General features: G+C 39.5%; 22 protein-coding genes and 1 pseudogene. 21 read left to right on the forward strand and 2 right to left on the reverse strand.

Annotation, left to right across the window (positions count from 1 at the left end):
- Positions 1-4: 4 nt before the first annotated feature.
- Positions 5-163 carry a rubredoxin gene (locus GXZ13_03155; GenBank protein ID NLX74836.1) on the forward strand — a complete coding sequence of 53 codons (159 nt, stop codon included), beginning with the start codon at positions 5-7 and terminating at the stop codon, positions 161-163.
- 90 nt (positions 164-253) lie between these two features.
- On the opposite strand, the gene GXZ13_03160 is transcribed toward GXZ13_03155, so the two are convergent.
- Entirely contained in the window at positions 254-1,012 is a 759-nt protein-coding gene (locus GXZ13_03160; protein NLX74837.1) for an HD domain-containing protein, read from the reverse strand.
- 346 nt (positions 1,013-1,358) lie between these two features.
- Between GXZ13_03160 and GXZ13_03165 the strand changes: the two genes are divergently transcribed.
- From GXZ13_03165 to GXZ13_03245, 17 genes and pseudogenes are all read left to right on the forward strand, one after another.
- Positions 1,359-2,174, forward strand: a complete 816-nt coding sequence (locus tag GXZ13_03165) for an LpxI family protein (protein NLX74838.1) — start codon at positions 1,359-1,361, stop codon at positions 2,172-2,174.
- Positions 2,159-3,286 carry a lipid-A-disaccharide synthase gene (locus GXZ13_03170; GenBank protein ID NLX74839.1) on the forward strand — a complete coding sequence of 376 codons (1,128 nt, stop codon included), beginning with the start codon at positions 2,159-2,161 and terminating at the stop codon, positions 3,284-3,286. Before GXZ13_03165 ends, GXZ13_03170 begins: the two co-directional genes overlap by 16 nt.
- Entirely contained in the window at positions 3,286-5,052 is a 1,767-nt protein-coding gene (locus tag GXZ13_03175) for an ABC transporter ATP-binding protein (protein NLX74840.1), read from the forward strand. Before GXZ13_03170 ends, GXZ13_03175 begins: the two co-directional genes overlap by 1 nt.
- A complete protein-coding gene (lpxK, locus tag GXZ13_03180; GenBank protein ID NLX74841.1) occupies positions 5,042-6,319 on the forward strand; it encodes a tetraacyldisaccharide 4'-kinase in 1,278 nt (425 codons plus the stop codon). The genes GXZ13_03175 and lpxK overlap by 11 nt, the downstream gene beginning before the upstream one ends.
- Before the next feature lie 48 nt (positions 6,320-6,367).
- Positions 6,368-7,366, forward strand: coding sequence for a hypothetical protein (locus GXZ13_03185; GenBank protein ID NLX74842.1), 999 nt, complete (start codon positions 6,368-6,370; stop codon positions 7,364-7,366).
- The gene (kdsA, locus tag GXZ13_03190; GenBank protein ID NLX74843.1) at positions 7,344-8,210 is read left to right on the forward strand and encodes a 3-deoxy-8-phosphooctulonate synthase; all 867 of its coding nucleotides are present in this window, start codon (positions 7,344-7,346) and stop codon (positions 8,208-8,210) included. The genes GXZ13_03185 and kdsA overlap by 23 nt, the downstream gene beginning before the upstream one ends.
- 5 nt (positions 8,211-8,215) lie before the next feature.
- Positions 8,216-9,232 carry a KpsF/GutQ family sugar-phosphate isomerase gene (locus tag GXZ13_03195; protein NLX74844.1) on the forward strand — a complete coding sequence of 339 codons (1,017 nt, stop codon included), beginning with the start codon at positions 8,216-8,218 and terminating at the stop codon, positions 9,230-9,232.
- Between the two features lie 104 nt (positions 9,233-9,336).
- Positions 9,337-10,494, forward strand: coding sequence for a 3-deoxy-D-manno-octulosonic acid transferase (locus tag GXZ13_03200; protein NLX74845.1), 1,158 nt, complete (start codon positions 9,337-9,339; stop codon positions 10,492-10,494).
- 43 nt (positions 10,495-10,537) lie between these two features.
- Positions 10,538-11,749: a hypothetical protein gene (locus GXZ13_03205; protein ID NLX74846.1), complete on the forward strand. Its 1,212-nt coding sequence runs from the start codon at positions 10,538-10,540 to the stop codon at positions 11,747-11,749.
- A gap of 14 nt (positions 11,750-11,763) precedes the next feature.
- A complete protein-coding gene (gene kdsB / locus GXZ13_03210) occupies positions 11,764-12,507 on the forward strand; it encodes a 3-deoxy-manno-octulosonate cytidylyltransferase (GenBank protein ID NLX74847.1) in 744 nt (247 codons plus the stop codon).
- A complete protein-coding gene (locus GXZ13_03215) occupies positions 12,504-13,688 on the forward strand; it encodes a hypothetical protein (protein NLX74848.1) in 1,185 nt (394 codons plus the stop codon). Before kdsB ends, GXZ13_03215 begins: the two co-directional genes overlap by 4 nt.
- Positions 13,689-13,796: 108 nt before the next feature.
- The gene (locus GXZ13_03220) at positions 13,797-14,852 is read left to right on the forward strand and encodes a sulfurtransferase (protein NLX74849.1); all 1,056 of its coding nucleotides are present in this window, start codon (positions 13,797-13,799) and stop codon (positions 14,850-14,852) included.
- A gap of 200 nt (positions 14,853-15,052) precedes the next feature.
- Positions 15,053-16,420, forward strand: a complete 1,368-nt coding sequence (locus GXZ13_03225; GenBank protein NLX74850.1) for an ethanolamine ammonia-lyase subunit EutB — start codon at positions 15,053-15,055, stop codon at positions 16,418-16,420.
- 14 nt (positions 16,421-16,434) lie between these two features.
- Complete coding sequence (gene eutC, locus GXZ13_03230; GenBank protein NLX74851.1) at positions 16,435-17,337, forward strand: ethanolamine ammonia-lyase subunit EutC; 903 nt, start codon at positions 16,435-16,437, stop codon at positions 17,335-17,337.
- Between the two features lie 240 nt (positions 17,338-17,577).
- Positions 17,578-19,041 (forward strand): leucyl aminopeptidase, encoded by a 1,464-nt coding sequence (locus GXZ13_03235; protein NLX74852.1) that lies wholly within the window; start codon positions 17,578-17,580, stop codon positions 19,039-19,041.
- 12 nt (positions 19,042-19,053) lie between these two features.
- A complete protein-coding gene (locus GXZ13_03240; GenBank protein ID NLX74853.1) occupies positions 19,054-20,322 on the forward strand; it encodes an amidohydrolase family protein in 1,269 nt (422 codons plus the stop codon).
- 1 nt (position 20,323) lies between these two features.
- Positions 20,324-22,546: pseudogene (locus GXZ13_03245) on the forward strand (ATP-dependent RecD-like DNA helicase).
- A gap of 37 nt (positions 22,547-22,583) precedes the next feature.
- Here the strand turns inward: GXZ13_03245 and GXZ13_03250 are convergent.
- On the reverse strand, positions 22,584-22,811 hold the full coding sequence (locus GXZ13_03250; GenBank protein ID NLX74854.1) for a hypothetical protein: 228 nt from the start codon (positions 22,809-22,811) through the stop codon (positions 22,584-22,586).
- Between the two features lie 105 nt (positions 22,812-22,916).
- Here GXZ13_03250 and GXZ13_03255 point away from each other — a divergent pair, with 105 nt between their 5' ends.
- The 3 genes from GXZ13_03255 (at position 22,917) to GXZ13_03265 (ending at position 26,907) form a co-directional block, all read left to right on the forward strand.
- Positions 22,917-24,218, forward strand: a complete 1,302-nt coding sequence (locus GXZ13_03255; protein ID NLX74855.1) for a histidine--tRNA ligase — start codon at positions 22,917-22,919, stop codon at positions 24,216-24,218.
- Between the two features lie 69 nt (positions 24,219-24,287).
- Positions 24,288-26,075, forward strand: coding sequence for an aspartate--tRNA ligase (aspS, locus tag GXZ13_03260; protein NLX74856.1), 1,788 nt, complete (start codon positions 24,288-24,290; stop codon positions 26,073-26,075).
- Between the two features lie 145 nt (positions 26,076-26,220).
- On the forward strand, positions 26,221-26,907 hold the full coding sequence (locus tag GXZ13_03265) for a metal-dependent hydrolase (protein ID NLX74857.1): 687 nt from the start codon (positions 26,221-26,223) through the stop codon (positions 26,905-26,907).
- The last annotated feature ends 6 nt before the right edge of the window (positions 26,908-26,913 follow it).

A 26,913-nucleotide genomic window follows, 5' to 3' on the forward strand; every position in this document is an offset into this window, starting at 1 on the left:
TTAAATGGACAAATATATTTGCACAGTTTGCGGTTATGAATATGATCCGGCAGTCGGAGATGCAGACGCAGGAATCGCTCCCGGAACATCATTTGATTCACTCCCTGATGATTGGCTCTGTCCGGTATGCGGAGTCGGCAAGGACATGTTTGAAAAAGTCTAAAAAGATTAAAATTTAAAACAAAAACTTACCCACTCGACAGAATAGTCTGAGTGGGTAAGTTTTTATGTTCGCTATATTTTATTTTGAAAGTTATTTGAGTAATATTCTCTCCATAAGTTTTTCAATTAAATAGTCAATATCATAATCCTTTAAATCTTCGATAATTTTGTCGAAAATATTTTCTTTTTGGAGAATATCTACTGAAACAGAAAAATTAAGGTCTACACCCCAAGTAAGCTGTATTAGGCGGTAATCTTGTAAAGAACGCGCGTTGTTGTAGGAGCCCAATCCCTCTCTCTCAATTTCTTCCACCAAATCTGTACTTAGTCCGACTACTTTTTCATGTTTAGGAAATATGTTAAGAATGGTTCCGTTTTCTATCCTTTTTTGAATCATACGAAAAATATCAATTTTATCCGCATCTCTGGCAAGAGAACACCATTTAATCGTCTCAGCAGATAGCCCGGAGGGAAGAATTCTTTTATTGTGATATTTCACTGCTGCTAACACAAAGCTTTTATCTTCTTTGGAAATACCATCCCAATTGAATTCTTTATCTAAAATCTCTTCTCCTCTATCTCCATGATCGAAGCTCAAGCTATCAAGGAACGTATTATATTCCTTATACTGTAAAAATCGAGCTATATCATGTAAAAGACCAACAGCGTGTGTCAACCAAACTTCTCTGTCACTTTCCCAACCCATCGCTTCTCCCAACATGGCGGCATTTTTACAAACTCTTTTGCTATGTTCTATTTTGATGTCATACATCTCGGAATAATGTTCGGTGTTTTTATAAGTTGAGACATAAGATTCAAACCAACTCATCGTGTTTTTAATAAAATACATTAAACAGCCCCCTTATATCCAAGAAATTATAACAGTAAATATGAGAGGCTACTTTTAGGAATCCTTAGAAAAAATATTTTTTAGAAAAAGAGATATTTATTTCCGTAAAATTTTATCGGAATGAGGATTTATATATAATTTATGCGAAATATTACAGCATATATTACACAGAGTATTTAAAATTGTTATTTTCCTAGAAACATTAGGTCTATAGCAGATTTTCTCATAATTATTACAGAAATATATGTTATACTTTTCTTGTATTTTTAAAGTTCTTTGCAACCAATTACACCCTTTGTGTGAGAATGTTTATATATTGCCCTATAGAAAACAGGGAGGAATTTTTATGGAAAATCAAGTGGCACTTATTGCCGGTGAAGGAGTTCTTCCGATAGCGATAGCTGATAGGTTAACCGATATGGGGACACCTCCAATTGTCTATTCTCTAAGAGAGAGTATCGGAGATCTCTCGAAATACTCTCTTGACATAGTACATCTCCAGAGGCCTGAATTTGGATTTGTAATAAAAGACATGAGAAAACGCAATATAAAAAGCATCATCATGGCAGGTACTGTATCAAAAACATTAGCTTTTAAACCTTCGCTTTTTGATTTGACCACACAAAAATTCCTAGCAAGCCTGATTTTTAGGGATGACCATTCCCTACTGGGTGCAATCGTAGATTTCTTTGAGAAATCTGGATTTGAAGTGCTCAGTTACAAGAAGCTGATCCCCGACCTGATAGCAACCGTCGGCCATATTGCAGGGCGCAACCCCACTAAAGAAGAAGTCAATGATATAAACTATGGCTTCTCTATTTGTAGGGTTACAGTTCCTCTTTCTTTTGGACAAACGGTAATAGTACATAAAAAATCGGTAATAGCAGTAGAGGCTATGGAAGGGACTGACGCTGCTCTATTTAGAGCAGGAGCTCTCTGCAAGGGAGGCACCGTAGTTAAAATGATGCGTCTTGATCAGGACGAGCGCTATGATATTCCAACAGTCGGACCTAAAACCATAGAAAATATGTCTAAAGTAAAACTAAACTGTTTGGCTCTTCATGCTGGTTCCACATTAATAATGGAACCGGAAAGATTTAAAGAAGAAGCCGAAAAAGCGAATATTGCAGTGGTTGGAGTAGATCCTTGTCAATTTTCATAAGTGCCGGAGAGGCATCAGGAGATCACTACATCGCACTTCTGGCAAAAACTTTAAGAGAAGTTGGTTGTTCTGCGGACATTTGGGGAATGGGCGGAGCTGAAGCACAAGAACAAGGTGTAAGAACAGAATGGAATGGTGAGGAATTGCAACTCATGGGCTTCACAGAAATACTCCATGCAATCCCCAAAATTTTTAAATTAAAAGAAGAAATAATAGCTAGAATTATGGATCTCAATCCTAAAGCTGTAATAGTTGCGGATAGCCCAGATTTTCACATGAGACTTATTTCTAATTTACGTAAAAAAGGATATAAAGGAAAGATATTCTATATATCACCTCCAACTGTTTGGGCCTGGCGAAGCGGGAGAATAAAGGCTTTGCGTAGAGATGTAGACCTCTGTTTGCCGCTTTATGAATTTGAACATGATTATTTGGTTTCCAATAACTGTGCCAGCTATTGGAGTGGTGCGCCCCTATTGGAAGAATTTGATGAAAAAAACTTTAACAGAGAAGATATCCCGAGAAAGCTGGCTGATAATACTAAATTGGTAGCCATTCTACCGGGCAGCAGAATGGGAGAAATAAAAAAACACATGCCTCTGTTAGAGCAGGTGGCTGATGAGCTAACTAAGAGAGGCTGGACTCCTGTTTTTTCCGTTGCTCCCGGATTGAATAAACACAGTAAAGAGGAATTGCTTCACCGCTTAAAACTAAACAATAGAGACTATTATGAAGGGCCGGGGAGGCACCTAATGTCTGTTGCAAAATGCATTATAGGTGCAAGTGGAACCACGACGGTGGAATCTCTTATTCTTAATTGTTACATGATTGTCACCTATAAGGTTAATTCTTTTTCTGCTTTTGTGGTGAGAGCAATGGTAAGAACAAAGTTTTTTGCTATGGCGAATCTACTTGCCGGCTATGAATTATTTCCTGAACTATTGCAAGAAAAAGCTACGGTAGAAAACATACTAAAATATACTTTAGATTGGTTAGACGGGGAAGAAAAAGTGAAAAAAACAACATATAAAAAAATGGCCGAAACAAGATTAAAGTTAGGTAAGTCTGCTGTTTATGAATCTTGGGCGCATAAAATTTTGGAGAACATATAATGCTAAAACTATTTGATAAACATGCATGGGGTTCATATATTAGGCTTCTGGAATATTGCATTCCGTATAAAAAGCGCTTAATATTGGCGCTTTTATGCATGGTCATGTCTGCTATTTTTGCCATTGCACCTCCCTGGCTAATTAAAAATGTTGTGGATGACGTGTTGATACAAAAGCAAATGGGAGTACTAAATCTTATCGCGCTAGGTATAGTTTTACTTTACCTGCTTAAAGTTCTTTTTGGTTACGGACACGTGTACCTAATGACCTGGGTTGGGCAGAAAGTTATTATAGATATAAGACTTGAGCTGTACGACCACACACAAAGACTATCTCTTGCCACTTTATATAGCCGGCGTTCAGGCGAGTTTTTATCGCGAATTACCAACGATGTGTCCACCCTACAAAATATATTGGCTTCTGTCATCGTCGACTTTGTAGTCCAAGGTATAACCTTCATAGGCATTATTTGCTTGCTTGTTTTTATAAATTGGAAATTAACTATTGTCGCATTTACGATAATACCTTTGGCTGTATTTGTAATAGACAATGCATCAACAAGGTTGCGTAAGGTTGGTACGGTAATTCAAGAGCGTCTTGCTATGGTAGCAGCAATAGCCCAAGAGGCTGTTTCTTCAATCCGCATAGTTAGATCTTTTGCCACTGAAGAAGATGAATTCGATCGTTTTGAAGAGGAAAGTAAAAAACACTTTAGAGCTCTTATGAAAGGGACTCAGGTTAGGGGAGTACTTGAAGGAGTTGTAGAGTTAATATTAATCCTCGCTCTTTCCATAATACTGTGGATGGGCGGAAGGGATGTCATCAAAGGACAGCTTACAGCGGGAGAACTGCTCGCATTTCTTACCTATCTTGGGTTACTCGTCCAACCTATAAGAATACTTAGCAGAGTAGTAAGCAATATTCAACAGGGTGTTGCTTCTGCAGACAGAATTTTTGAGATATTGGACGAAGACAGTGAAGTGAAGATGATAGAAAACCCTGTAGTGCTCTCTACAATGGAAGGTAGTGTCGCATTCAAAGACGTATGGTTTAAGTATGAAGAAGACTGGGTTTTAAAGGGATTAAACTTCACAATTTGCCCCGGAGAAAAGGTCGCGATTGTTGGCGCGACGGGAGCGGGCAAGTCAACTTTGGCTGACCTGATAATGCGTTTTTATGACTCACAAAAAGGGCACATCTATATTGATAAAATTGATATAAAAGATTTAGATCTTAAAACATATAGAAGGAAAATAGGAGTGGTTCCACAAGACCCTGTCTTAATGAAGGGAACCTTGGCTTACAACATAGGATATGGTTATCCAGGAGTTAAAGACTCCGATCTTGTAAGAGCAACTAAGATTGCTGGAATATATGACTTTGTTGAGACATTGCATAATAAGTTTGACACAGAAGTGGGAGAACGAGGAATAACATTAAGCGGCGGGCAACGTCAAAGAGTAGCAATCGCACGTGCAATAGTACGCGATCCAAGAATTCTAATAATGGACGAAGCTACATCTTCATTGGATGCAATTGTAGAGCAGCAAGTTCAAGATGCTATGGAGAATGCAATGGCAGGAAGAACTTCGATTATAATTGCACACCGCCTTTCGACAATAAGAAATGCTGACAGAATAATAGTTTTGAGCGGTGGCAAGGTTGTGGAAGAAGGAAGCCACGAAGAATTAATGTCCTTAGAAAACCATTACTTTAAACTATTTAATGCTTGCAGTCCGGAGAATCAAGAAGAAAATGATGTCTAATATTGTAAGAAGCTATCTAAAATATGCCAGAGGAGAAAGTAAGTTCTCTCCATGGGGGCTTCTTTACCCGTTACAGTATCTGACTATGGCATGGATGAGTCTGAGGATAGGACTGTATAAAAGAGGATTATTTTCTGTAACAGACCCAGTTCTCCCAGTAATAAGCATAGGCAACATAAGCCTAGGTGGAACGAATAAAACACCCATGACCGAGCTTGTAGTTCGTCTTTTCATGAAAGCCGGCATCAATGCCGGTCTTGTAAGTAGAGGTTACAAGACGAAGAGCATAGATCCGCTTTGGGTGGGGCAGGATGAAAAAAGCCTCAAAAGAGAAATAGCGGGAGACGAGCCGCTTATGTTGGCCAAGAGGCTGCCAAATGTGAGAATAGTTGTATCAAAAAATAGGATTAAGGGTGTTGAATTATTGGCTTCTCTTGGAGTTGAAGTTGCTGTTACGGACGACACCTTTCAGCACAAAAAAATGGCCAGAGATGTTGATATCGTCCTGGTAGACTCAACGTGTCCTTTCGGTAATGGCAATGTGTTGCCCGCAGGAATGATGAGAGAGCCTATGTCTTCCTTAAAGCGGGCGGACATGGTTGTGTTAACTAAAGCTAATCAGTCAACGAAAGAAGAACTGGATAAAATTAAGCAACAGCTTGAACCTTTAGTTGAAAAAGAAAAGATATACATAGCCAAGATAAAGCTAGAATCTTGGATGTTATTTTGTCCAGGCGAAGATGTTGAAATACTATCTTGTGACGAGGTTCCAAAAGGGAAATATATAGCTTTTTCCGCGATAGGAAATGCTCCTGGATTTTATAGCTTTTTAATAGATAAGGGAGTAAACGTTGTGGCACGTAGATCTTTCAGGGATCACCATATTTTTACAAATGAAAATATGATTGATTTAGAAAGAGACGCAAAGGAACTTGGGGTTGACGGTTTTGTTTGTACTGAAAAAGATGTGGTTAATTTGCCTGAAAAAATAACTATGTCTTTGCCGCTTTACATCCCAAGAATAGAAGTTGTTTTAGATAACGAAGCAAGTTTTTGTAAAAGACTGCATGAAAAGCTAAAGCCGCAACTTATTGTTGCTTCAAATGGCTATGGAGAAGATGCAATAGGAGTGGAGCTCGCTAAAAAAATAAGAAACCGGTTTTCATCAGCCAATGTGAGGGCTTTCTCTTTTGTAGGAACAGGCAAACAGTATGAAGAGGCTGGCATTCCGGTCGTATCTCCCTCTATAGATATGCCAAGTGGATGAGTAATTAAATATAGTTTTATAGATTTACTTGATGACTTAAGACATGGGTTGGGCAATGCGATCAGGTCTCAACTTGAACGACTCCATGAAATGACAGATGTTTACAGAACTCCCGTCTGTGTTGGCGACATTTATTTGATGCTTAATATGCTTTGGGGACAGGGAATGCGTCCTGTATTGGTTGCTACAGCAAAATCTGTTCATCTTCACGGTCATTTAAGCATAGAGGAATGGCTACTTAGGAAAAGAAGCAGAATTGTATGGACCAGAGATACAGAGACAGCTGAGTCTCTTAAAGAAGTAGGGGTTAACGCAGTCTTTGAAGGAAATCCTGTGATGGATCTTATTGGGGAAGCAACGTCAACTGTTTCAGTTTGGCCTGATAAAGGTTTTAAAGTAATGCTCTTGCCCGGCAGCAGGCAAAGAGCATATGACGATGTAAAGCTAATATTAGATGCAGCTTTGGAGCTTTCAAAGCGTTTGGAATGTTCATTCGCCATGGTGCTTGCACCCACAATATCAGCCGAAAAAATAAAAAACGCTTTGCCTGAATGGAATTTGTCAGATGACGGCAATTATTTAATTTGTGGAAATACAGAAGTATTTATGTACAGCGGACCTGTAGCCACTGTTGCAAAGGGAGCAGATATTCTGATTGGACTTGGAGGGACTGCAAATCAATTATGTGCAGGATTGGGCATCCCCGTTATTTCTATAATAGAGACAGGTAAGTTGAGACAGAAAAAACTTTTGAAAGAAGCAGAAATATTGGTGCCGCCTGATTACAAATCTTTGGCAGATGCGACTGAAAAAGTGCTTGTCACACCCGAATTATACAAAGAGATGAGCGAAGCAGGCATACGCCATCTTGGCTCCCTAGGAGCTCTGGATAAAATTGTAGATTATTGTGCTGATGTTCTGGGATGGAGCAATCGCTGTTATGTATTTGAAAAGTATGGAGAATATTTAGAAAAAGTATCGAATCACGGTGATAACGATATTTTAAAAACAGGAGATGTTGCTGATGAAAAAGCAGACGATAAATAGCGTTAAGGTAAGAGATATCGAAATAGGCGGAGAAAAACTTGTTGTAGTAGCAGGACCATGTGCTCTTGAAAGCTTTGACGGAGCTTTAAAAATCGGCAGAGAGATGAAAAAGCTTTGTTCGGAATTTAATTTTGATTATATTTTTAAAGCTTCATATGACAAGGCAAACAGAACTTCAATAAAAAGTTATAGAGGACCTGGGATAGAAGAAGGAATCGCATGGCTTTCTGAAATAGGAAAGCTTTTAGATGTCCCCGTCTTAACGGACATACATGAGCCATGGCAAGCAGAAAAATTAGCAGAATGTGTTGATGTACTTCAAATTCCCGCTTTTTTATCCCGTCAAACAGACCTGCTTGTCGCCGCAAGTAGGACGGGCAGAGCGTTAAATATAAAAAAAGCTCAATTTATGGCTCCGGGTGACATGACTTCTGTTGTTACAAAATGTCACGAAGCCGGCAATAAAAATATAAATCTCTGTGAAAGAGGAACTATGTTTGGCTACCACAATTTATCTGTGGATTTTCGTTCTCTGCCCGTAATGAGATCTATCGGCTGTCCCATTATGTTTGATGCTACACACAGTGTTCAGATGCCAGGAGGCAAAGGGGACAAGAGCGATGGGGATAGATCCTTTATACTTCCTCTCATTAGAGCAGCTATTGCTATAGGCGTAGATTCCCTTTTTATGGAAGTGCACGATGATCCAGATAATGCGAAGTGCGACGGTCCAAATATGATTCCCCTCTTCAAGATGAGAGAGGTGCTTCGTCAAGTAGCAGAAATAGATAGAATCGTGAAGGAGAAAATAGGGTTTAGCTCTCTTTCCTGGGTAGAGGAGTAGATTTTATGGGTGAAAAAATCAAATTGCCACATGAACGAGACCTTAGAGATTATTCTTCTGAAGAGCTTCTAAAGATAGGTAAAACCGTACTTATAGATGAAGCCAAAGCTTTAATGTCGTGTGCAGATACATTAGGAGACGAAATAGTAGATATTGCTCGTATTGTGGCTTCTTGTAAGGGTAGGGTTGTTGTTTCAGGTGTCGGTAAATCTGGACTTGTAGGTAGAAAAATCTCTGCTACGCTTGCTTCTCTAGGAGTACCGTCAATTTTTCTGCATGCTGCAGAAGCGGCTCACGGGGATTTAGGTGTGGTTTGTCGTGATGATGTTGTTCTTTTTATTAGCAAAAGCGGTGAAACGGCTGAATTAATAAATATATTGCCCACTTTTAAACATATGGGTGTGCCTATCATTGCTGTAGCAGAGAATAAGAATTCTACTTTGGCTAAAAATTCAGATATATTTTTAAATTGTTACGTAGAGAAAGAAGCAGAACCGTTGGGGCTGGCACCTACAAGCAGCACTACGGTTCAAATGTCTCTTGGAGACGCGATAGCAACCATATCGACATTTCTTCTTGATGTAAAAAAAGAGGATTTTGCACTTTTCCATCCCGGAGGATTATTGGGTAAGCGACTATTATTAAAAGTTAGTGATTTAATGGGATCGGGTGATAAGCTGCCTATTACAAATCATCGCGTTCTTGTTCGCGACGCCCTTTTTGACATAACCAGCAAGGGGTATGGAGCAACAGCTATAGTTGATGACGATGGATATCTTGTGGGAGTATTTACAGACGGAGATTTGCGAAGACTTATAGAAAAAAATGGCATAGCATCTCTTGATTCTCCTGTCATAAATGCCATGACGAAAAATCCAAGGGTTATATCTCCCGACAAGCTTGCAGTAGAAGCGGTAAGGATTGTGGAAGAATGGGAAGTCTCTGCAATTATCATTGTGGAAAATGGGAAACCTGTAGGCATGGTACACATACATGAGATATTAAAAGCCGGAGTTGCCTAATATTGCTGAGAACCTTTTACTCTTTCTTAATAAACAGTATATTCATTCTTTCCTTTCCTAAGTTAAAGAATAAATATAGCGAAGGTTTAAATGAAAGAAAGGGTTTGCCGTCAGTAGAAAAGCTAGACAAATTAAAGGGCAAAAAACCCCTATGGATACATGGAGTTTCCGTCGGAGAAGTTCAGGCCGCCATCTCCATCATAAAAGCTGCACGAGATGGCGGATACGAAGGCCCAATACTGCTTTCAACTACTACAGAGACAGGGAAAGCCATGGCTTATCTAATCGGAAATGGCCTTTTTGATTTACACCTTTACTACCCCTGGGACAGATCAAAATTTGTGTCTTTTGCCTTGGATAGCATAAACCCTTGGGCTTTTGTCACGATGGAAACAGAGATTTGGCCCAACATTCTTTGGGCATTAAAGGATAGACAAATACCCGCATTTTTGGCAAATGGCCGCATTTCACAAAGAACTTGGAAACGTCTTTCAACCTTTTTAGGCAAAAAGATAGGCAAAGAATTTTACAATTTATTTACAGAGTTATGTTTGAGAGAAGATATGGACAAAGAGCTTTTGGAGGAATTAGGGCTGTCTTCCACAAAACTTCACGTCCTGGGGGACACAAAAATTGATTCCTTGCTGTCCCGTAAAAAAGCTGTAGAATGCACCGATTTTAAAAGGATTACTCCCGTTTTAAACGCTCCTATTTTTATAGCGGGCAGTACACACCCAGGTGAATATGATTATCTGTTGGAAGCATTCGCAATCTTGAAAGATAAAATGTCCAGTGCCAAGCTTCTTATAGTTCCAAGACATCCTGATAAAGCCCCTTTGGTTTTTGATATCTTTAGCAATCATTATAAAACAACGAAATATTCAAGTAATAATGACGACTGGGATGTAATGGTGGTCGACGAGATAGGAGTACTCTATCATCTGTACAGTCTATCTATATCAGCTTTTGTCGGAGGTAGTTTTATAGACAAAGGTGGTCAAAATATATTAGAACCCGTTTCTTGGGGTGTGCCTGTTCAGTATGGTCCTCATATGGAAGATTTTGCAGAGGCATCGGAAGAGCTGATAGAGATGGGAATAGCAACACAAGTATCAAGTGGCAAGGAATTAGGCAGAATTTGGAAAGAAATAGCGGCCAACCCTCAAAAAGAGAAATATAAAAATATTAGCGAGCAGTATTTTGAAAAAAAATCTGCTGCAGCTAGAAGAACGTGGGAGATAATATCCAAATATAAAGACTAAATTATTTGCATACTGAAAGGCAATTTTAAACGGGGTGATATTAATGCAACCAAACAGAGAACTAATTAATAGTTTTTATGAAGAGCTATGTGACCGCTCGAAAGAGGCGCTTGATGAAGCAATAAAACGAGTTATTAATGTAAAAAAACAGAATGGTAAAGTGTCAGTCGTTGTCGGTAGCGGCCCTAATCTACATGAGGGTGTTACAACCTTAATAGCGGAACTCATGGACAAAGGGATTATTGATGGAGTAACAACAAGTTCTGCTGTAGTCAGCCATGAGATGGGTGGCTGTCTTGACAGAGTGAAAATGTGCGATGCTTCTCAGTTTGGCTTTGATGAAAAAAATATGCCCAGAGGAAATGTCTTTGAGTTTACACAACTAAAGGAAGAAGAGCTGGAAACTCTCCGTGAAGAGATGATTTTGGATGATGAGCTGCTAAATAAAGGCGAAGCTGCAGCTGGGCATATGGTTATAAAAGCAGCAGGAAACATGGCATACCCTATGGGGCTGAGAGGGGAAATGATTGCAAGAGAGATTCTCTCGATTTCCCTTCAGACTGGTCTTCCTTTTGAGACTGTTGCAGGTTGGGGATGTGATAAAAAAACGTTGTTAGGCAAAGGTGCAGAGAAAGGGATCCCCGTTTTGGTTACAATTCCACAATTAGTGGGTGGCGGATACACAGGCATTTCAGTAGCAGACAGTATTTCCATAGCCGAACGTTCCAGGAAAATAGCTAAAATGATGGAGTCTTCCGATATTATCCTAGAATCAGCCGTTGCTTTAACTCAAGAAATTCATGATGGTCCCTTCGAGACCTATACGGGGCATGGAATTTGGTCTTGGTGGCAAGGGCAACCTACCTTTAGCCTTGAAAATAAGTCGTTAATACGTTTCGACCTTGATGAAAATCTACGTAAAGCTCAAGATTTACAAAGAAACGGCGCTGCAATACAAGAAGCAATTGCCAAAGGTCTTCCTAAAACAAAAATATCCAAAATTCCCTTCCGCATAGAAATGTCAGCCTTCGCGCGCCATGAAGGCAGTATCCCGGTTATAGGTGACATTGGTATAATTTGGCCTGTATTTGCCTTAAAAGTAGCGGACGCCCTGGGCATAAATTTAAGTTTTATGAGTTACAAACAAGAAACAGAAGAGGGCAAAAACATGAGAGAGTGGATAGTGAAAAATGTAAAACCGCTTGACCGAAAAGAAATGTTGAGGAAATTTAGAGAGTGGACAAAAAAACTTTAACCAACCCAAATAAAATAATAGCTGTCATTCCGTCGAGGTTTGCATCCTCACGGCTCCCAGGGAAGCCACTTATTGATATATGCGGGAGGACCATGGTGGAGCAAGTTTATAGGAGATCAGTGGAATCTGGAGTTTTTCAGAAAGTTGTCGTCGCCACTGATGATGAAAGAATATACGATACTGTGAAAAAATTTGGTGGAGATGTTATGTTAACTCGTACCGATCATCCGGATGGGACAAGCCGCGTTGCCGAAGTGGTCGCAAATGAGGATGCAGATTATGTAGTTAATATACAGGGTGATGAGCCTATGCTTGACCCTAGGATGTTAAAAGAGCTGGCAGAGGGGATAGCCTCTTATGAAAACATAGACTCTGCCACAGTTTGCGTGCCTATAAAAAATAAAGAAGACTATAATAACCCCAATATAGTAAAAGTAGTGAGAGCTTTGGATGGTAAGGCTTTATATTTTAGTCGTTCACTCATACCTTATGAAATAAACAGTAATAACTGCCCAGTATGGGAGCACCTGGGAATATATGCTTTTAAAAAAGATTTTTTATTAAAAATGGTTACTCTTGCACCAACTCCTCTAATGATAGCTGAGTCTTTAGAGCAACTTCGTATTCTTGAACATGGCTATTCAATGGCAGTAATTCCTACAAAATATCCCCCTCTAGGACCCAACGTGAATACTATCGAAGATCTAGAAAAAGTGAGGAAAATATTAGAACAGGACGTAGATTTTTTAAATAAATGAATAATACTCCAAAGATCAAAACAATCATACTTTTGAGTGACGGCATTGCAGAACATGACGACCAGAGTCGTGGTGTTGCCATGTGGATTGCAAAGTTAACAGGTGCCGAAATTCTTGAAACAAGAATTCCCGAACTCTCTGGTGTAGTGAAATTAAAAGTATATCGTGCTTCACACACACTCGTAAACGGCAATAGAAAAGATGCCAGGAATTGGTTGGCTATTGCCTCTGCAGATGTCATGGTTAGAAAAGTGGGACAATGGTTTGCCGAGAGAAATTTTTATGAAGGGACAAGAGAAGTTCTTATAATCTCTGCAGGCAGTGATTGTTCTCCATATAATTTGTCTTTAGGCTACATGTGGCGGTGTGTCTGTGCAACTATATCAACCTCCAAGATGTTAGGAACTGACCCTTTTGATTTTGCAATCATACCCGAGTACGAATTCCCTCTTAAGAAAACAAATATACTAGCAACACTCGGCGTTCCGAACACACTAACCAAAAAAAAGTTAAAAGATGAGGCTGTCAACTTGTTGGAAGAGTATCCTCTGGATCCGGGAGAGAAGTGGACTATTATCATAGGCGGGAATGATAAAAATCATATAGTTAAACCTGATTGGATAAAGAAAAATATAGGATACTTAATGAGAGTTGCAGAAATAGAGGGAATAAATCTGTATATATCGGTAACAGGAAACATAACAAGAGAGGCGGATGAAACACTGAGGCTGCTTATGTCTAGAGCTGATTCAATAAAAGGCTATTTTAGAGAGAGTGATGAAAAGAAGGCTCCCTTACCTTTGTTTATATCTCATTCAGATGAGATCTTTTGTACGGAAAATAAGCTCAATCTTATTTTAGGAGCACTAACCGCAGGCAAGAGAGTCGTTATATTGAGAATGGATTGGAAAAAAAATATAAAAAATTTCATAAAAAAAACTATTGCTTTTATGGTTAACTTAGGAGCAGTCAATCAAAAATTCCTTTTAGGTTACACTCGATATGAAGTTTTATTTAGACATTTAATTCGTCAGAACTATGTTGTGGAATTCAACGATTGGAGGCGAAGAAGGCATGGAAAATCCTCTTCTAATGAAGAAGATAGTGCTATATTAGAAGAGTTTAACGAGGCAAAACGTGCAGCAAATTGGATAGCTTCCACTTGGAATACACTATTTTAATTAGCAATTTACGGCAATTTCACAGATAGCTATTTTATTTAAATCTGCTACTATAATGCAAAATTTATAATACAACCGCCATACAGGCCAACTGAAAGGAATGATTTTATGAGAAAAAAGGTAGGGGTCGCTCTTTTATTATTTGTGTTTGTTATCTTTGCGACAGTATCTTTCGCAGCACAAGAAACACCTGTATCTACGCAAACAAAAGATGCAACAGATGTGGCTAAACCACTTGAAAATGAAAACACGGCAGCTGAACCTATGAATGAAGTTGTTCAGGGAACAGGGGGAGCTATCAAGCCGACGCCGATGGCAGAGGGACACCCTGAAACGGCCGAATCGTTGCTTGTTTCATCAGAATGGTTGGCTCAAAACCGCACTAAGGTTGTAATCGTAGACGCAAGGCCGGAAAGCCTTTATGCAGGAGGACACATCCCTGGTGCAGTAAATGCAACGTGGACATATTTTGCAAATGTCAACGTGCCAACAGGAACTCTTAAATATGGAACTATTTATGCTCCTGCAACAATGGCAAAAAGAATAGGAGCTTTAGGAATAGATGGTAAAAAACCTGTAGTGGTTTATTGTGATGCCGGAGGCTGGGGGCAGAGCGGTTGGGCATTGTGGATTTTTAGAATGGCCGGTATCAAAAATGCAAAAATTTTGGATGGCGGTTTTACATCATGGAAACAGGCGGGCAAAGAAATATCCAGAACTAAACACGCAAATAAACCTCTTCCTTTTACTATTTCAGCTTATGAAAAGAACTATTTGGTCGACACAGAGTGGATAAAAAATAATATAGGGAAACCGGGACTTGCAATAGTAGACGTTCGCACGATTGGCGAATACGAGGGGAGGATTCGTCCCTTCGGAGAAAAAAGAGCGGGGCGTATACCGGGTGCCATCCACATAGAAATGTCTAAATTTGTAAATTCCGATCACACTTTTAAAAGCCCTGAAGAAATAGCAGAAATTATGAGCAGTGCTGGGATAACTCCTGATATGGAAATAGTTCTTTATGATACGGCCGGAGTTCGTGCTTCTTTCGTCAATATGGTTCTTCGATATGTTCCGGGATATACCAAGTCGCAGACATATGATGAAGGATATCAAGCTTGGGCCGGAGATGATTCCTTACCTATAGAAAAAACAGAATAAACGTGATTCATAAAAAGCTCTAAATCTTTGGATTTAGAGCTTTTTTTATAAAATAAAAACTAATATTATTGTAGGTTACTCAACACATTTATTTATTAGATTTAATTCTGTATAATGAAAGCTAATTTCTGTTATTCTTTGCTGCAAAAGTAAATTTTTTACTTTAAAGAATACAACCAAGTGCTACAGGAGGGGAAGAGATGAAACTAAAGACAACCTTAAATGGTCGAAGCTTTGTTTTTAGCGATATAAAGGATGTCCTTGCAAAAGCTAACGAACCTAAAGCAGGAGACCGGTTACAAGGAATAGCTGCAGAGACTGTAACAGAGAGAGTAGCAGCAAAGATTGTTCTCTCTGAGATGACGGTACAAGATCTTACCGAAAATCCCACCGTACCTTACGAAACAGATGAAGTAACCAGATTAAATATTGATTCGATTAGCACTCCTACTTACGAGTCAATAAAGAACTGGACAATAGGTGAGCTGAGAGATTGGATTCTTGATCATAAAACAACGACTGATATGTTACGAAAACATCATAGGGCATTTCCCGGAGAAGTGGCTGCGGCCGTTGCTAAATTAATGTCAGCTATGGACTTGGTTTACGCTGCAAAGAAAGTTATTGTTACTACCCATTGTAATACCACGATAGGAATCCCCGGAACTTTATCTTATAGACTTCAGACAAACAGCACAACAGACGATCCAAAAGGAATTGTATTGGGGCTCATGGAAGGAGTTTCTTACGGTTCAGGAGACGCATGTTTCGGCATAAATCCGGTGGAGGATAATATAGAAGGTACTCGGCGCATAGCCGATGCTGTTTATAAGTTTATGACGGATTTTGAAATCCCAACTCAAATAACTGTACTTTCGCATCTGACGACACAAATGGCCGCATTGGAGCAGGGGGCACCGCTCTCCATGCTTTTTCAATCTATAGCTGGTACAGAAGCTGCAACTAAAAACTTTGGAGTAAGCAAAAGTCTTGTGGAAGATGCATATGCTTTGGCACGTCAAAAATCGATTGCCAATGGCCCCAACTTCTTATACTTTGAAACAGGACAGGGATCAGAGGTTTCTATAGATGCAGACTGTGGTGTGGATGAGATGACATTGGAAGCACGTACATATGGTTTCGCAAGATATTTCAATCCATTTATGGTCAATAATGTTTCAGGATTTATTGGTCCTGAAACTATATATGATGGACAAGAACTACTTAGAGCAAACCTCGAAGATCATTTTATGGCAAAATTGATGGGCCTGCCTATGGGAATGGCACCATGTTTTACTAACCACACTTCCATCACTCAGGATGACCAGGAAATGAGCACAACCTTATTAGCCATAGCTGGAGCCAACTTTTATATGGGTGTGCCAGTTGGAGACGATATAATGTTGGCTTACAAGGATACCAGTTTCCATGACGACGCGACCTTAAGAGAGCTGACCGGTAAAAAGCCTGCTCCTGAATTTCATAAGTGGTTAATGAAACAGGGACTTATGGATGAAAAGGGAATTCTGACAGAAAAGGCCGGAGACGGCTCCATTTTCTTGAAATAAGGAGGCATTTCGACATGAATGACAATAAATTGGTTGAATTAGTAAGAGAAATAGTTTCTGAAGTGATATCGGAAAACACCTCTGGAAGAGTTCCTTCGTCCACACAAAGTGTTTCGGTTGCAAATGCTATTTCCAATTCTCAAACCACATCTGCAGAAGAAGTAAGGGATCTGTCTAAAATTAATTTTAGAGAAATTTTGTCTACACCTAGACCGGCACATCCCGAAGAGTTTTTAGAAATTATGAGAACAACCTCTGCACGTCTTGGTGTTTGGAGAGCAGGACCCCGTTACCGCACAGAAACACTTTTGAGGTTTAGAGCAGATCATGCGGCTGCCATGGATGCCGTGTTTAGTGACATTTCCCAAGAATTACTGGACAGACTTGGGCTAGAAACCTTTACAACTGTATGTGCTTCAAAGGACGAATTTCTGACAAGACCAGATTTGGGACGGCAGCTTTCTCCTGAAACAGTTGCTGAAATGCAGAGTAAATGCAAGAGAAATCCTCAAGTTCAGATTTTCTTTTCGGATGGTCTTTCTAACACAGCGGTAGAATCCAACATTGAGGATCTTCTCCCGTCAGTGATGCAAGGACTTAAGTCAAATAATATAGTTGTGGGAACTCCCTTTTTTATTAAACATGGAAGAGTTGGAGTCATGGATGCAGTGACTGAAGCATTGGGAGCTGAAGTAACAGTTAACTTTCTCGGTGAGCGTCCCGGACTTGCATCAAGTGAGTCTCTTAGTGCGTACATGACGTATAAGGGATATATTGGCGCTCCGGAAACCATAAGGTCTGTCATTTCTAATATTTATCATGGAGGCACCAACCCTGTAGAAGCAGGAGCACATATTGCTGACGTTGCAAGATTGATGCTACAGCAGAAAGCTTCCGGTTTAGACTTAAAGCTCTAATTATTATTACAATTAAAATGATGGCTGAGATTGTATTCCCTCGGTCATCATTTTTTATTTGCCACAAATATTTTGGGACGTATTCGGAAATTCTGTTTTCAACATAGAATAAAATATTGTCTGCAAGTTTATATATAAATAGGCAAAACATATGGCACGAACATAATCTACATAAAGAGAAAACAGTGTTATGATTGACAGGTCTTTAGTAAAGTTTTTAGATTTATAGGGGGTATTTTTATGCTGATAAAAAAATCGGAAACAGCTTTCTCCACTGAAACGGTGGAAATAATAGGCATTCTTGTGACTGAGGGAGAACCTGAAAATATTACACTTGATCCACTTCGTGGTGAAGCGAGAGATTTTTGTCGAAAATATGTAATAAGTGAGTCTTTTTCCGGTAAGGAGGGGGCATCTCTTCTTTTGCCCATTGCCTCTAACGGTGTTAAATATGTCTATTTGCACGGATTGGGAAAGGTGGACTCTATTCGTGAAGACGAAGTGCGCACGGGAGCATTCAACGCTGTAAGAAATGCTGCCAAGAAAGAATGTACGGCAGTAGCACTACACGTACCTGAGGCGAGTAATAAATTACGTTCCAGAGCTGCCGCGGAAGGTGCCGTTTTAGGATTGTACAGATTCAGCAAATATCTGGCAAAAAATGACGAAGATAAATTTGCAGAACCAAAAGTGGTAACGATTATTAATGGCAATGATGAGGGTATAAAAGAGGGGACAATTCTTGCAGGAGCACAGTCTTACGCAAGAGATATAGCCAACGAGCCTGGAAATATAATCAATCCTCAAGTATTAGCTGCAAAAGCACTATCGTTGGCGGATGAGCTGTCCCTTGAATGTGAGATATGGAACGAGGAGCGCATACGCAATGAGAAGATGGATGCTTTTTATTCTGTTGCGATGGGCTCATCAAACCTTCCACGATTTATTCGACTTACTTACACACCAGAAAAATACAGTAAGGAGCATGTTGTTCTCGTTGGCAAAGGTGTGACGTTTGATAGTGGAGGTCTTAACATAAAGCCAGGAGATTACATGCTGACTATGAAGGGCGACAAAAGTGGAGCTTGTGCTGTGTTGGGTGCAATAAAAGCAGCGGCCGAACTGAAACTTCCAATAAAAACCACAGTGCTTATAGCCGCTGCAGAAAATATGCCAAGCGGGAGCTCGTATAGGCCGGATGATATTCTTACAGCACGTAACGGAAAGACCATCGAAATAAACAACACTGACGCTGAAGGACGTTTAACCCTTGCAGATGCTTTGTCCTATGCAACTGAATTAAAACCAAATAAAATTATAGACATTGCAACATTAACCGGAGCCTGTGCTGTTGCTCTTGGCTCAAGTACCTGCGGACTCTTCACTAATAATGATGAATTAGGAGAGAAAATACTCGAAGCATCTAAGATTTCCGGAGAGAATTTCTGGAAAATGCCTATGAATGATAAAAATTTGCGTAAATCAATTAAGTCTTCTTTTGCAGATCTTTCTAATAGTGGAGAACGCTACGGAGGGGCCATAACAGCAGCTATGTTCCTTGAAGCATTTGTAGGAGATGACATTCCATGGGCTCATCTTGATATAGCTGGTGCAGATTTTATTAAAAAACCGTGGGACTACTACGTAGAGGGTGCTTCAGGATTTGGAACAAGAACTCTGATATCTTTATTAATGGGTTTATAAAGATTAGCTGAAATGTCTAATGTCGCCAGAAGTGATTCTATCGCTTTTATAAACGGTGAAATTTTCTCTATGGATTCACAGGAGAAAAAATCAGCCCTTTATGCAAGAGGTGGCATTATAAAAGCTCTTGGCGACGATAAAGACGTACTTTCTCTCTGTGATACAAAGACGGTAGTCCTTGATATGAGAGGAAAATTTCTTATGCCCGGCTTTACTGATACCCATATTCGTCTTCTTGAAATTGGGAGAAGAGGCATGGGAGATGAAAAAGAATTTTCAGAGGAAAATATAAAATATTATTATGATAAAGGAATTAAAGAGGTCCTAAAATTCGGAATTACCTCTGTTCAAACGGACGATACATCAGCCTTAAAAAATAATTTTAAGATTTTAGACTTTTACAAGTCAGTGGCAGATTCACCAAAGATAGCCCCGAGAATTACACCTCAACTTGCCATATCAAATCTTGAAGAGCTGCATGAGCTTATAAATTCAAAAAGCTTTAAAGAATATAGGGATACCTTTCAAACAACGCCTCCGATAAAAATAAAAATAGATGGTATGTTATGCGACAGAAGCGCAGCATTGATAGAGGAATATTCGGATAAAAGTGGATATTTTGGTTTATGCAATATCACTCAGGAAGAATTGGATGAAATAGTAAAAAATGCCCACAAAGAAGTTATACAGCTAATTTTCCAAGCAACTGGAGATGCAGCTATTGAACGTTGTTTAAATGCGATAGAAAAGAAAAAAGATCAAAGATTTGGACATAGAATTGAATCCTGCAGAGTCGGTGCAGAAAAAGCGTATAAAAGAATTAAGGAGTTAAACCTTATGATAGATATAACTCCTTTTCTTTTGTCTAAAGATATGAATAGCTTGCTACTTCGTTTGGGAGCTGAAAGATCCAGAATGTGCGATAGTTGGAAATCAATGATCCTTAACGGTATTACAGTAGGTTCAGGTTCTGATGGATTCTGTAATATAGATCCATGTCAGGCAATTAGGATACTTCTTTTTAGGCAAGATGAAAACAAACAACCCCAATATGGGTGGATACCATCTCAGAGATTAAGCAGAGATGAGGCATTTTCAGTTTATACCGTAAGTGGAGCTAAGGTTTGTATGGAAGAACTTTCAAGAGGAACTCTATCGGTAGGCAAGATGGCAGACATTATTGCTTTTACTGAAAATCCGATGAAAGCATCCTATGAGGAACTTTTAGATATACAAATAGGACTTACGGTAGTAGATGGGAGAATAGCTTACATAAAGTAACATGAATAAGAACAACATTAACATCACTTCATCAAAGGGAAGAAAACTCACAGGGCTGATTGATAGAGTTGTTTACAACAATTCGGAGAATGGTTACACCGTGCTTCGTCTTGCTGTGCGTGGATACCCTAACCCTGTTACTGCTGTTGGTTATTTGCACTCTCCAACGGCAGGAGAAGAGATTCTCATGAATGGGGAGTGGCAAGAGCATCCCAAATTCGGAATGCAATTTAAAATCGATAGCTGTGAGACTGTAGCACCGACGACAGAAACGGGTCTAGAAAAATACCTAAGCTCCGGTCTAATAAGAGGGATAGGGCCAGCTTTCGCAGAAAGAATCGTGGCTAAGTTTGGCAAAGATACATTAGAAATTCTTGATAATAATCCAGAAAGACTCATTGAGGTTGAAGGTATAGGAGAAAAAAAAATAGCCTCAATTGTGTCCTCTTGGAGTGAACAAAGAGAAATAAGAGAGCTTATACTTTTCCTTCAAAAATACGGTATTGGAAGTGGTTATGCTGCCAAGGTTTTTAGACAATACGGACCAGCGTCACTACTAGTTTTAAAAGAAAATCCGTATAGACTTGCCATAGATATTTTTGGAATAGGTTTTTATACCGCAGATAAAATTGCATCAAACATGGGGTTCCCAAAAGACTCGCCGCTGCGTATAAGGGCAGGAGTCTTACATTTAATGACAAAATTTGTCGGAGATGGGTATGTGTATGTTCCTTTAGAAGAGCTAACAGAAAAAGCCTCAGAAATTCTCGGAGTTAATACCGATTTAATAGAATTAGGCATAGAAGAAGCAAGGTTAGCTCAAGAAATAATAATAGAATGGTTTGAAAATTCTGAGGGGAAAGAGCAGGGAGCTGTATATCTTCCCGCATTTCATTATGCAGAGTCTCATTCTGCTAAAAAACTTCAGGAACTTATATCCTCACCTTTTAACGGACAGTATGTCAACACGGAAGTGGCTATCCCTTGGGTTCAAGAGGAGCTAAACATTGAGTTTGCGGGACAACAAATAGAAGCATTAAAAATTGCCGTAAACTCTCAAATCATGGTTCTGACTGGCGGACCGGGTACAGGGAAAACGACTCTTATACGTGCCATATTGAAAATACGTGAAGCAAGAGGTTACAGAGTTATGCTTGCCGCTCCCACCGGAAGAGCAGCCAAGCGTATGACAGAAGCGACCGGGCACGAAGCAAAAACAATACACAGAATGTTAGAATATGTAGGCACTGAAGGAGATTCGGGTGGGTTTATGCGCAACGATTCCAATCCGTTGGAATGTGACCTTCTTATTGTAGACGAAGCTTCAATGATAGATCAAATACTTCTGTATCACCTTCTTAAAGCCGTACCAGATGGTGCATCACTGATATTCGTCGGGGACGTGAATCAGCTTCCATCTGTTGGAGCCGGCAATATCTTAAAAGATATAATTGATTCCGGAATATGTCCTACTGTTATGTTAAGTGAGATATTTAGACAAGCCGAGCAAAGTAATATTGTAGTCAACGCTCATAAAATCAATGCTGGAGAAATGCCTCTATTTGACAAACATTATGAGAGCGGTCTTAAAGATTTCTATTTCATTGAGCAGAGCGATCCCGATAAAGCCTTAGAAGTTATAAAAACACTAGTAACCGAAAGAATTCCTGAGCGGTTCCAATTCAACCCTCTGGAAGATATCCAAGTGCTGACTCCTATGCACAAGGGTCCTATTGGGACTGTCCGGCTTAATACAGAACTACAAAGAACACTAAACAGAACAGATGGTGTAAAACTACAGAGGATGGGGAGAGTCTTCCAAGAGGGAGACAAGGTTATGCAAGTGCGAAATAATTATGAGAAAGACGTATACAACGGAGATATTGGAGCGATATACAGAATTAATGCAGATGAGCAAAAGCTAATAGTCAAAATGGATAATGGTCTTGTCTCATATGATTTCCATGAATTAGATTAATTAATCCATGCCTATGCCATCTCAATTCATAAGTCGCAAGGTTCTGAATATCCTGCTGTGGTAATTCCTATTCTTACGCAGCACTATGTAATGTTACAAAGAAATCTTTTATATACGGCTATAACCAGAGGGAAGAAACTTGTAATAATAGTTGGTACAAAAAAAGCCTTGGGAATTGCAGTAAAAAACGACAGCACTCGCAAACGCTGGACCAGGTTGACGGCACGATTAATGAAAGGTATGTAAAAATAAATTATAAATCAAGACATATCAACGAGAGCGACTAGATATATCCAAGCTCCTTTTTTGTTTTTTCTATATCTTTTGTGGTATCTTTTATCCAACGTTTTAGAGTTTCCGGTTTTATTTTTTTAGACTTTGGGTCATTAAGCAGAGTGTCAAGTTTTCTCTCTTGTATTTGTAGCCACTCTATTTTGTTTTCTCTATATAAAATTTTGGAGACGGCTTCGTTCCGCTCCCCATCGTCTTCTTTTATAAAAGCACGGCTCATGATTTGTCTCCTTTTTAAGATAAAATTGTATGAGTGTAAAATGTAACTTGTAAATGTATTATAATGCAACATTATGCTTTATTTAACTTGTAAGTAGTGCACACAATGAAGTATGATACTTGTTTAGATAAAAAATGTAGTAGGGAGGGATTTTCATTGGAAGCTATAAAAGCTCCCCGTGGAACAAGAGATATCCTTGGCAATGAGTCATGGAAATGGGCATATGTATCGGCAATCTGCCGTAAAGTGGCCGACGATTTTGGATATAGTGAAATCCATCTTCCCATATTTGAATACACAGAGCTTTTTTCTCGCGGAGTAGGTGCGACTACGGATATAGTTGAAAAAGAAATGTACACCTTTGAAGACAGAGGCGGAAGAAGCCTATCTTTAAGACCGGAAATGACTGCTTCTATGATACGTTCTTATCTGGAGAATGACATGCGCAACGAAATCCAGCCTGTAAAGCTCTGGGGGACAGGTCCCATGTTTCGCTATGAACGCCCTCAAAAAGGTCGATATCGTCAGTTTGTACAGTTAGATGTGGAAGCTATTGGTGCAGAAGATGCATTTGTTGATGTCGAAATTATCAATTTTTCTATGGAGCTGTTTCGTCGTTTAGGGCTGTCAAACCTTCAGGTCGTTATAAACTCGGTTGGCTGTTCAAAATGTCGACCTGATTATAGGGTGGCGCTGCAAGATTTTTTGAAACCTAAATACGATAAACTTTGCGACTCATGCAAAGGGCGTTTTGATCGAAATCCCCTTCGCATATTAGATTGTAAAAAACCAACTTGCAAAGAGCTCACTGAAGATGCACCGTCAATAATGGACAGTTTGTGCAGTGAGTGCAATGAACATTTTATAAAGCTAAAAGCAGGATTGCAGTGCATAGGTGCTGTAGTTAAACATGACAAGAGGCTTGTAAGAGGTTTGGATTACTATACAAAGACAGCCTTTGAAATACTCTCTGGAGACCTTGGTGCTCAAAATGCTGTTTGTGGCGGAGGCCGCTATGATAATCTTTCTGAAACTATCGGAGGGCCGCATGTTCCCAGCGTTGGTTTTGCAGCCGGCCTTGAACGTGTTGTTTTGACCATGGAAGCGCAGGGATGTAGCTTCGGGAAAGAGCCTTCAATCAAAGCCTATATCGTTGCTCTTGAAGAAACAGCCCGCCTTTGTGCAGTTGATTTACTAAAAACACTTCGTATGAACGGGATATCCGCGGATATGGACTATATGAACAGAAGCTTAAAGAGTCAGATGAAGAGTGCGGGCAATATCTCTCAATATGCATGTATTATCGGTAGTGAGGAGATTGAAAAGAATCTCATAACAGTGAAAAATTTAGTTACCGGAGAACAAGAAGAACTTACGCACCAACAACTTTTAGATAAACTTAGATAAATATTATAAATAATGTAACAGAATTCATAAAAATTAAGAAGATAAATTAATAGTAAAGAGGGTATTTCAATGGATAGGCATTACGACGTTTCATGGAAGAGAAATTTTTTCTGTGGCGAAGCAACTTTTGAGGATATAGGCAAAGACATAATACTTAACGGTTGGCTTCGCAACAGGCGAGACCTAGGCGGTATTATTTTTATTGAGCTTTGGGATAAAACAGGAGTAACGCAAGTTGTCTTTAATCCGGAGCTTAATGCAGAAGCACATAAAAGAGCCGGCTCGCTTCGCAGTGAGTATGTATTGGCTGTAAAGGGGAAGATTCAGAAACGTCCGGAAGGCACAGAAAATCCTGAGCTTAAAACAGGACAAGTGGAATTGATTGTGGATGATTTCATGCTTCTCTCTCCATCAAGACAGATTCCGTTCGAAATAGATACCTCAGATTCGGTCAACGAAGAAACTCGTCTAAAATATCGCTATTTGGATTTAAGGCGAGAATACATGCAAAGGAACCTATCTATTAGGAATGCAACTACAATTTTCACACGCAACTATTTTTCAGAGCACGGATTCATTGAAGTTGAAACTCCAATGTTAACAAAATCCACTCCTGAAGGAGCAAGAGACTATCTTGTAGCTAGCCGCTTGAATCCTGGCTGTTTTTATGCGTTGCCTCAGTCGCCTCAGCTGTTTAAACAGCTGCTTATGGTTGCAGGCTGTGATAAATATATGCAGATTGTCAAATGTTTCCGAGATGAAGATTTGCGTGCTGACCGTCAACCGGAATTTACACAGCTAGACTTGGAAATGAGTTTTATAACGGAAGATGACGTAATGGAACTAACAGAAAATTATCTGTCACAGCTGTTTAAAAAAGTAGTAAACATTGACGAAAAAACTCCCTTTCCACGAATGACATGGAAAGATGCCATGGACCTCTATGGAACAGACAGACCTGATTTACGAATAGATATGGCAATGGTAGGGCTTGAAGAAGTTTTCTCTGAAGGAGAAAACCCATTTTCTGCCCTTGTTGCAAGTGGTGGCACTATAAAAGGACTTCTACTAAAAGGTGGAGCAGAGCTATCTCGAAAAGATTTTGCTGATTGGGAAAATAGAGCAAAAGAACTTGGTGCAAAAGGGATGGCTAATTTCCAAATAAAAGAAAAAGAGCTCAAGGGACCGCTGGTGAAATTTCTAAATGAAGAACAGCTTACCAAACTAAAAGAACTTTCTCAAATGGAAGATGGAGATGCATTATTTATAATGGCCGGTGAGAATTGGCAGAAAACATGCGAAATGCTCGGTCAAATTAGGTTGGATTTAGCCAAAGATCGAAACCTTATTAAAGAGGGTTTCAGATTCCTTTGGGTAACAGATTTTCCCCTATTTGAGTGGGATGAGGAAGAAGAGCGATATACGTCAGTTCATCACCCCTTTACTTCTCCTAAAAATGAAGATCTTGAATATTTATCTACCAATCCGGCTAAAGTACGTTCACGTGCCTATGATGTTGTTTTAAACGGAACTGAGCTTGGCGGAGGGTCCATTAGGATTCACAACCCTGAATTGCAAAGCACCATATTTCAGGCTTTGAACTTTACCCCTGAACAGGCACAAGAACGATTCGGTTTTTTACTTAACGGTTTAAGTTATGGAACTCCTCCACATGGAGGAATTGCTTTGGGAATGGATAGAATAGTAATGCTTATGACAGGAAGCAAATCAATCAGAGAAGTAATTGCTTTTCCAAAAAATCATAAAGGACAATGTCCAATGACCGAAGCGCCCTCAACCGTGGATGCTAAACAGCTGCAAGAGCTGAACATAAAAACATTGGATCCGCTTGAATAACTAAAAACAAAAAATATATTTTATAGATTCATTATTAACGGGGCAAAGAATGATACTCTTTGCCCCGTTAATAGTGTTGCTCGAATGTTTTGTGTATAATGTTTATATAAACATATTGCAAAATAAAAGGATGGGAGGGCATCTGATGGGCATATTACGTTATTTAGGGCATAGTGCGTTTTATATGGAGACAGAAGGATTAAAAGCTCTGTTTGATCCTTTCCTTACAGGCAACCCAATGGCGTTGGCAGATCCTAACGATTTTACCGAACTTACGGCAATCTTCCTTACCCATGGACATGGGGACCACGTCGGAGATACTATAAACATAGCGAAAAAAACAAACGCAACGGTCTTTACCTGTAATGAACTCGGCTGTTATCTCGAATCCAAAGGAATAAAGGTTGAGGCTATGCACATAGGCGGACGAGCAAAATTTTATTTCGGACGTGTAAAACTCACTCCGGCGTGGCATGGTTGTCCGATAATAGAAGATGGTGAGACAAAGTACGGAGGAGTAGCTTGTGGTTTTGTGGTTGAAGCCGGAGGTAAGAAAATATATCACGCCGGAGACACCGGATTGACTATGGAAATGCAATTGTTAAAAGAAGAGGGGATAGACATTGCCATGCTGCCCATAGGAGGCTACTACACTATGGATATTCAAGACGCGGCACGTGCAGTAAATTTTATAGAACCTTGTATTGCAATTCCAATGCATTACGACACCTTCCCCAAAATAGAAGCTAATCCGGAAGAATTTCAGGAATTAGTAGGGAACGAACTTACAGAAGTCAAAATATTAAAGCCGGGCGAAGAACTGCATTTTTAAAAAATT

The sequence above is a fragment of the Synergistaceae bacterium genome (assembly GCA_012728235.1).
Taxonomy (GTDB): Bacteria; Synergistota; Synergistia; order Synergistales; family Synergistaceae; genus JAAYFL01.

Excerpts from the sequence above, each read along its gene's own strand:
- GXZ13_03155 (NLX74836.1), top strand. The coding sequence starts at position 5 with ATGGACAAATATATTTGCACAGTTTGCGGTTATGAATATGATCCGGCA.
- GXZ13_03160 (NLX74837.1), bottom strand. The coding sequence starts at position 1,012 with ATGTATTTTATTAAAAACACGATGAGTTGGTTTGAATCTTATGTCTCA.
- GXZ13_03165 (NLX74838.1), top strand. The coding sequence starts at position 1,359 with ATGGAAAATCAAGTGGCACTTATTGCCGGTGAAGGAGTTCTTCCGATA.
- GXZ13_03175 (NLX74840.1), top strand. The coding sequence starts at position 3,286 with ATGCTAAAACTATTTGATAAACATGCATGGGGTTCATATATTAGGCTT.
- lpxK (NLX74841.1), top strand. The coding sequence starts at position 5,042 with ATGATGTCTAATATTGTAAGAAGCTATCTAAAATATGCCAGAGGAGAA.
- kdsA (NLX74843.1), top strand. The coding sequence starts at position 7,344 with ATGAAAAAGCAGACGATAAATAGCGTTAAGGTAAGAGATATCGAAATA.
- GXZ13_03195 (NLX74844.1), top strand. The coding sequence starts at position 8,216 with ATGGGTGAAAAAATCAAATTGCCACATGAACGAGACCTTAGAGATTAT.
- GXZ13_03205 (NLX74846.1), top strand. The coding sequence starts at position 10,538 with ATGCAACCAAACAGAGAACTAATTAATAGTTTTTATGAAGAGCTATGT.
- GXZ13_03215 (NLX74848.1), top strand. The coding sequence starts at position 12,504 with ATGAATAATACTCCAAAGATCAAAACAATCATACTTTTGAGTGACGGC.
- GXZ13_03220 (NLX74849.1), top strand. The coding sequence starts at position 13,797 with ATGAGAAAAAAGGTAGGGGTCGCTCTTTTATTATTTGTGTTTGTTATC.
- GXZ13_03225 (NLX74850.1), top strand. The coding sequence starts at position 15,053 with ATGAAACTAAAGACAACCTTAAATGGTCGAAGCTTTGTTTTTAGCGAT.
- eutC (NLX74851.1), top strand. The coding sequence starts at position 16,435 with ATGAATGACAATAAATTGGTTGAATTAGTAAGAGAAATAGTTTCTGAA.
- GXZ13_03235 (NLX74852.1), top strand. The coding sequence starts at position 17,578 with ATGCTGATAAAAAAATCGGAAACAGCTTTCTCCACTGAAACGGTGGAA.
- GXZ13_03240 (NLX74853.1), top strand. The coding sequence starts at position 19,054 with ATGTCTAATGTCGCCAGAAGTGATTCTATCGCTTTTATAAACGGTGAA.
- GXZ13_03250 (NLX74854.1), bottom strand. The coding sequence starts at position 22,811 with ATGAGCCGTGCTTTTATAAAAGAAGACGATGGGGAGCGGAACGAAGCC.
- GXZ13_03255 (NLX74855.1), top strand. The coding sequence starts at position 22,917 with ATGAAGTATGATACTTGTTTAGATAAAAAATGTAGTAGGGAGGGATTT.
- aspS (NLX74856.1), top strand. The coding sequence starts at position 24,288 with ATGGATAGGCATTACGACGTTTCATGGAAGAGAAATTTTTTCTGTGGC.
- GXZ13_03265 (NLX74857.1), top strand. The coding sequence starts at position 26,221 with ATGGGCATATTACGTTATTTAGGGCATAGTGCGTTTTATATGGAGACA.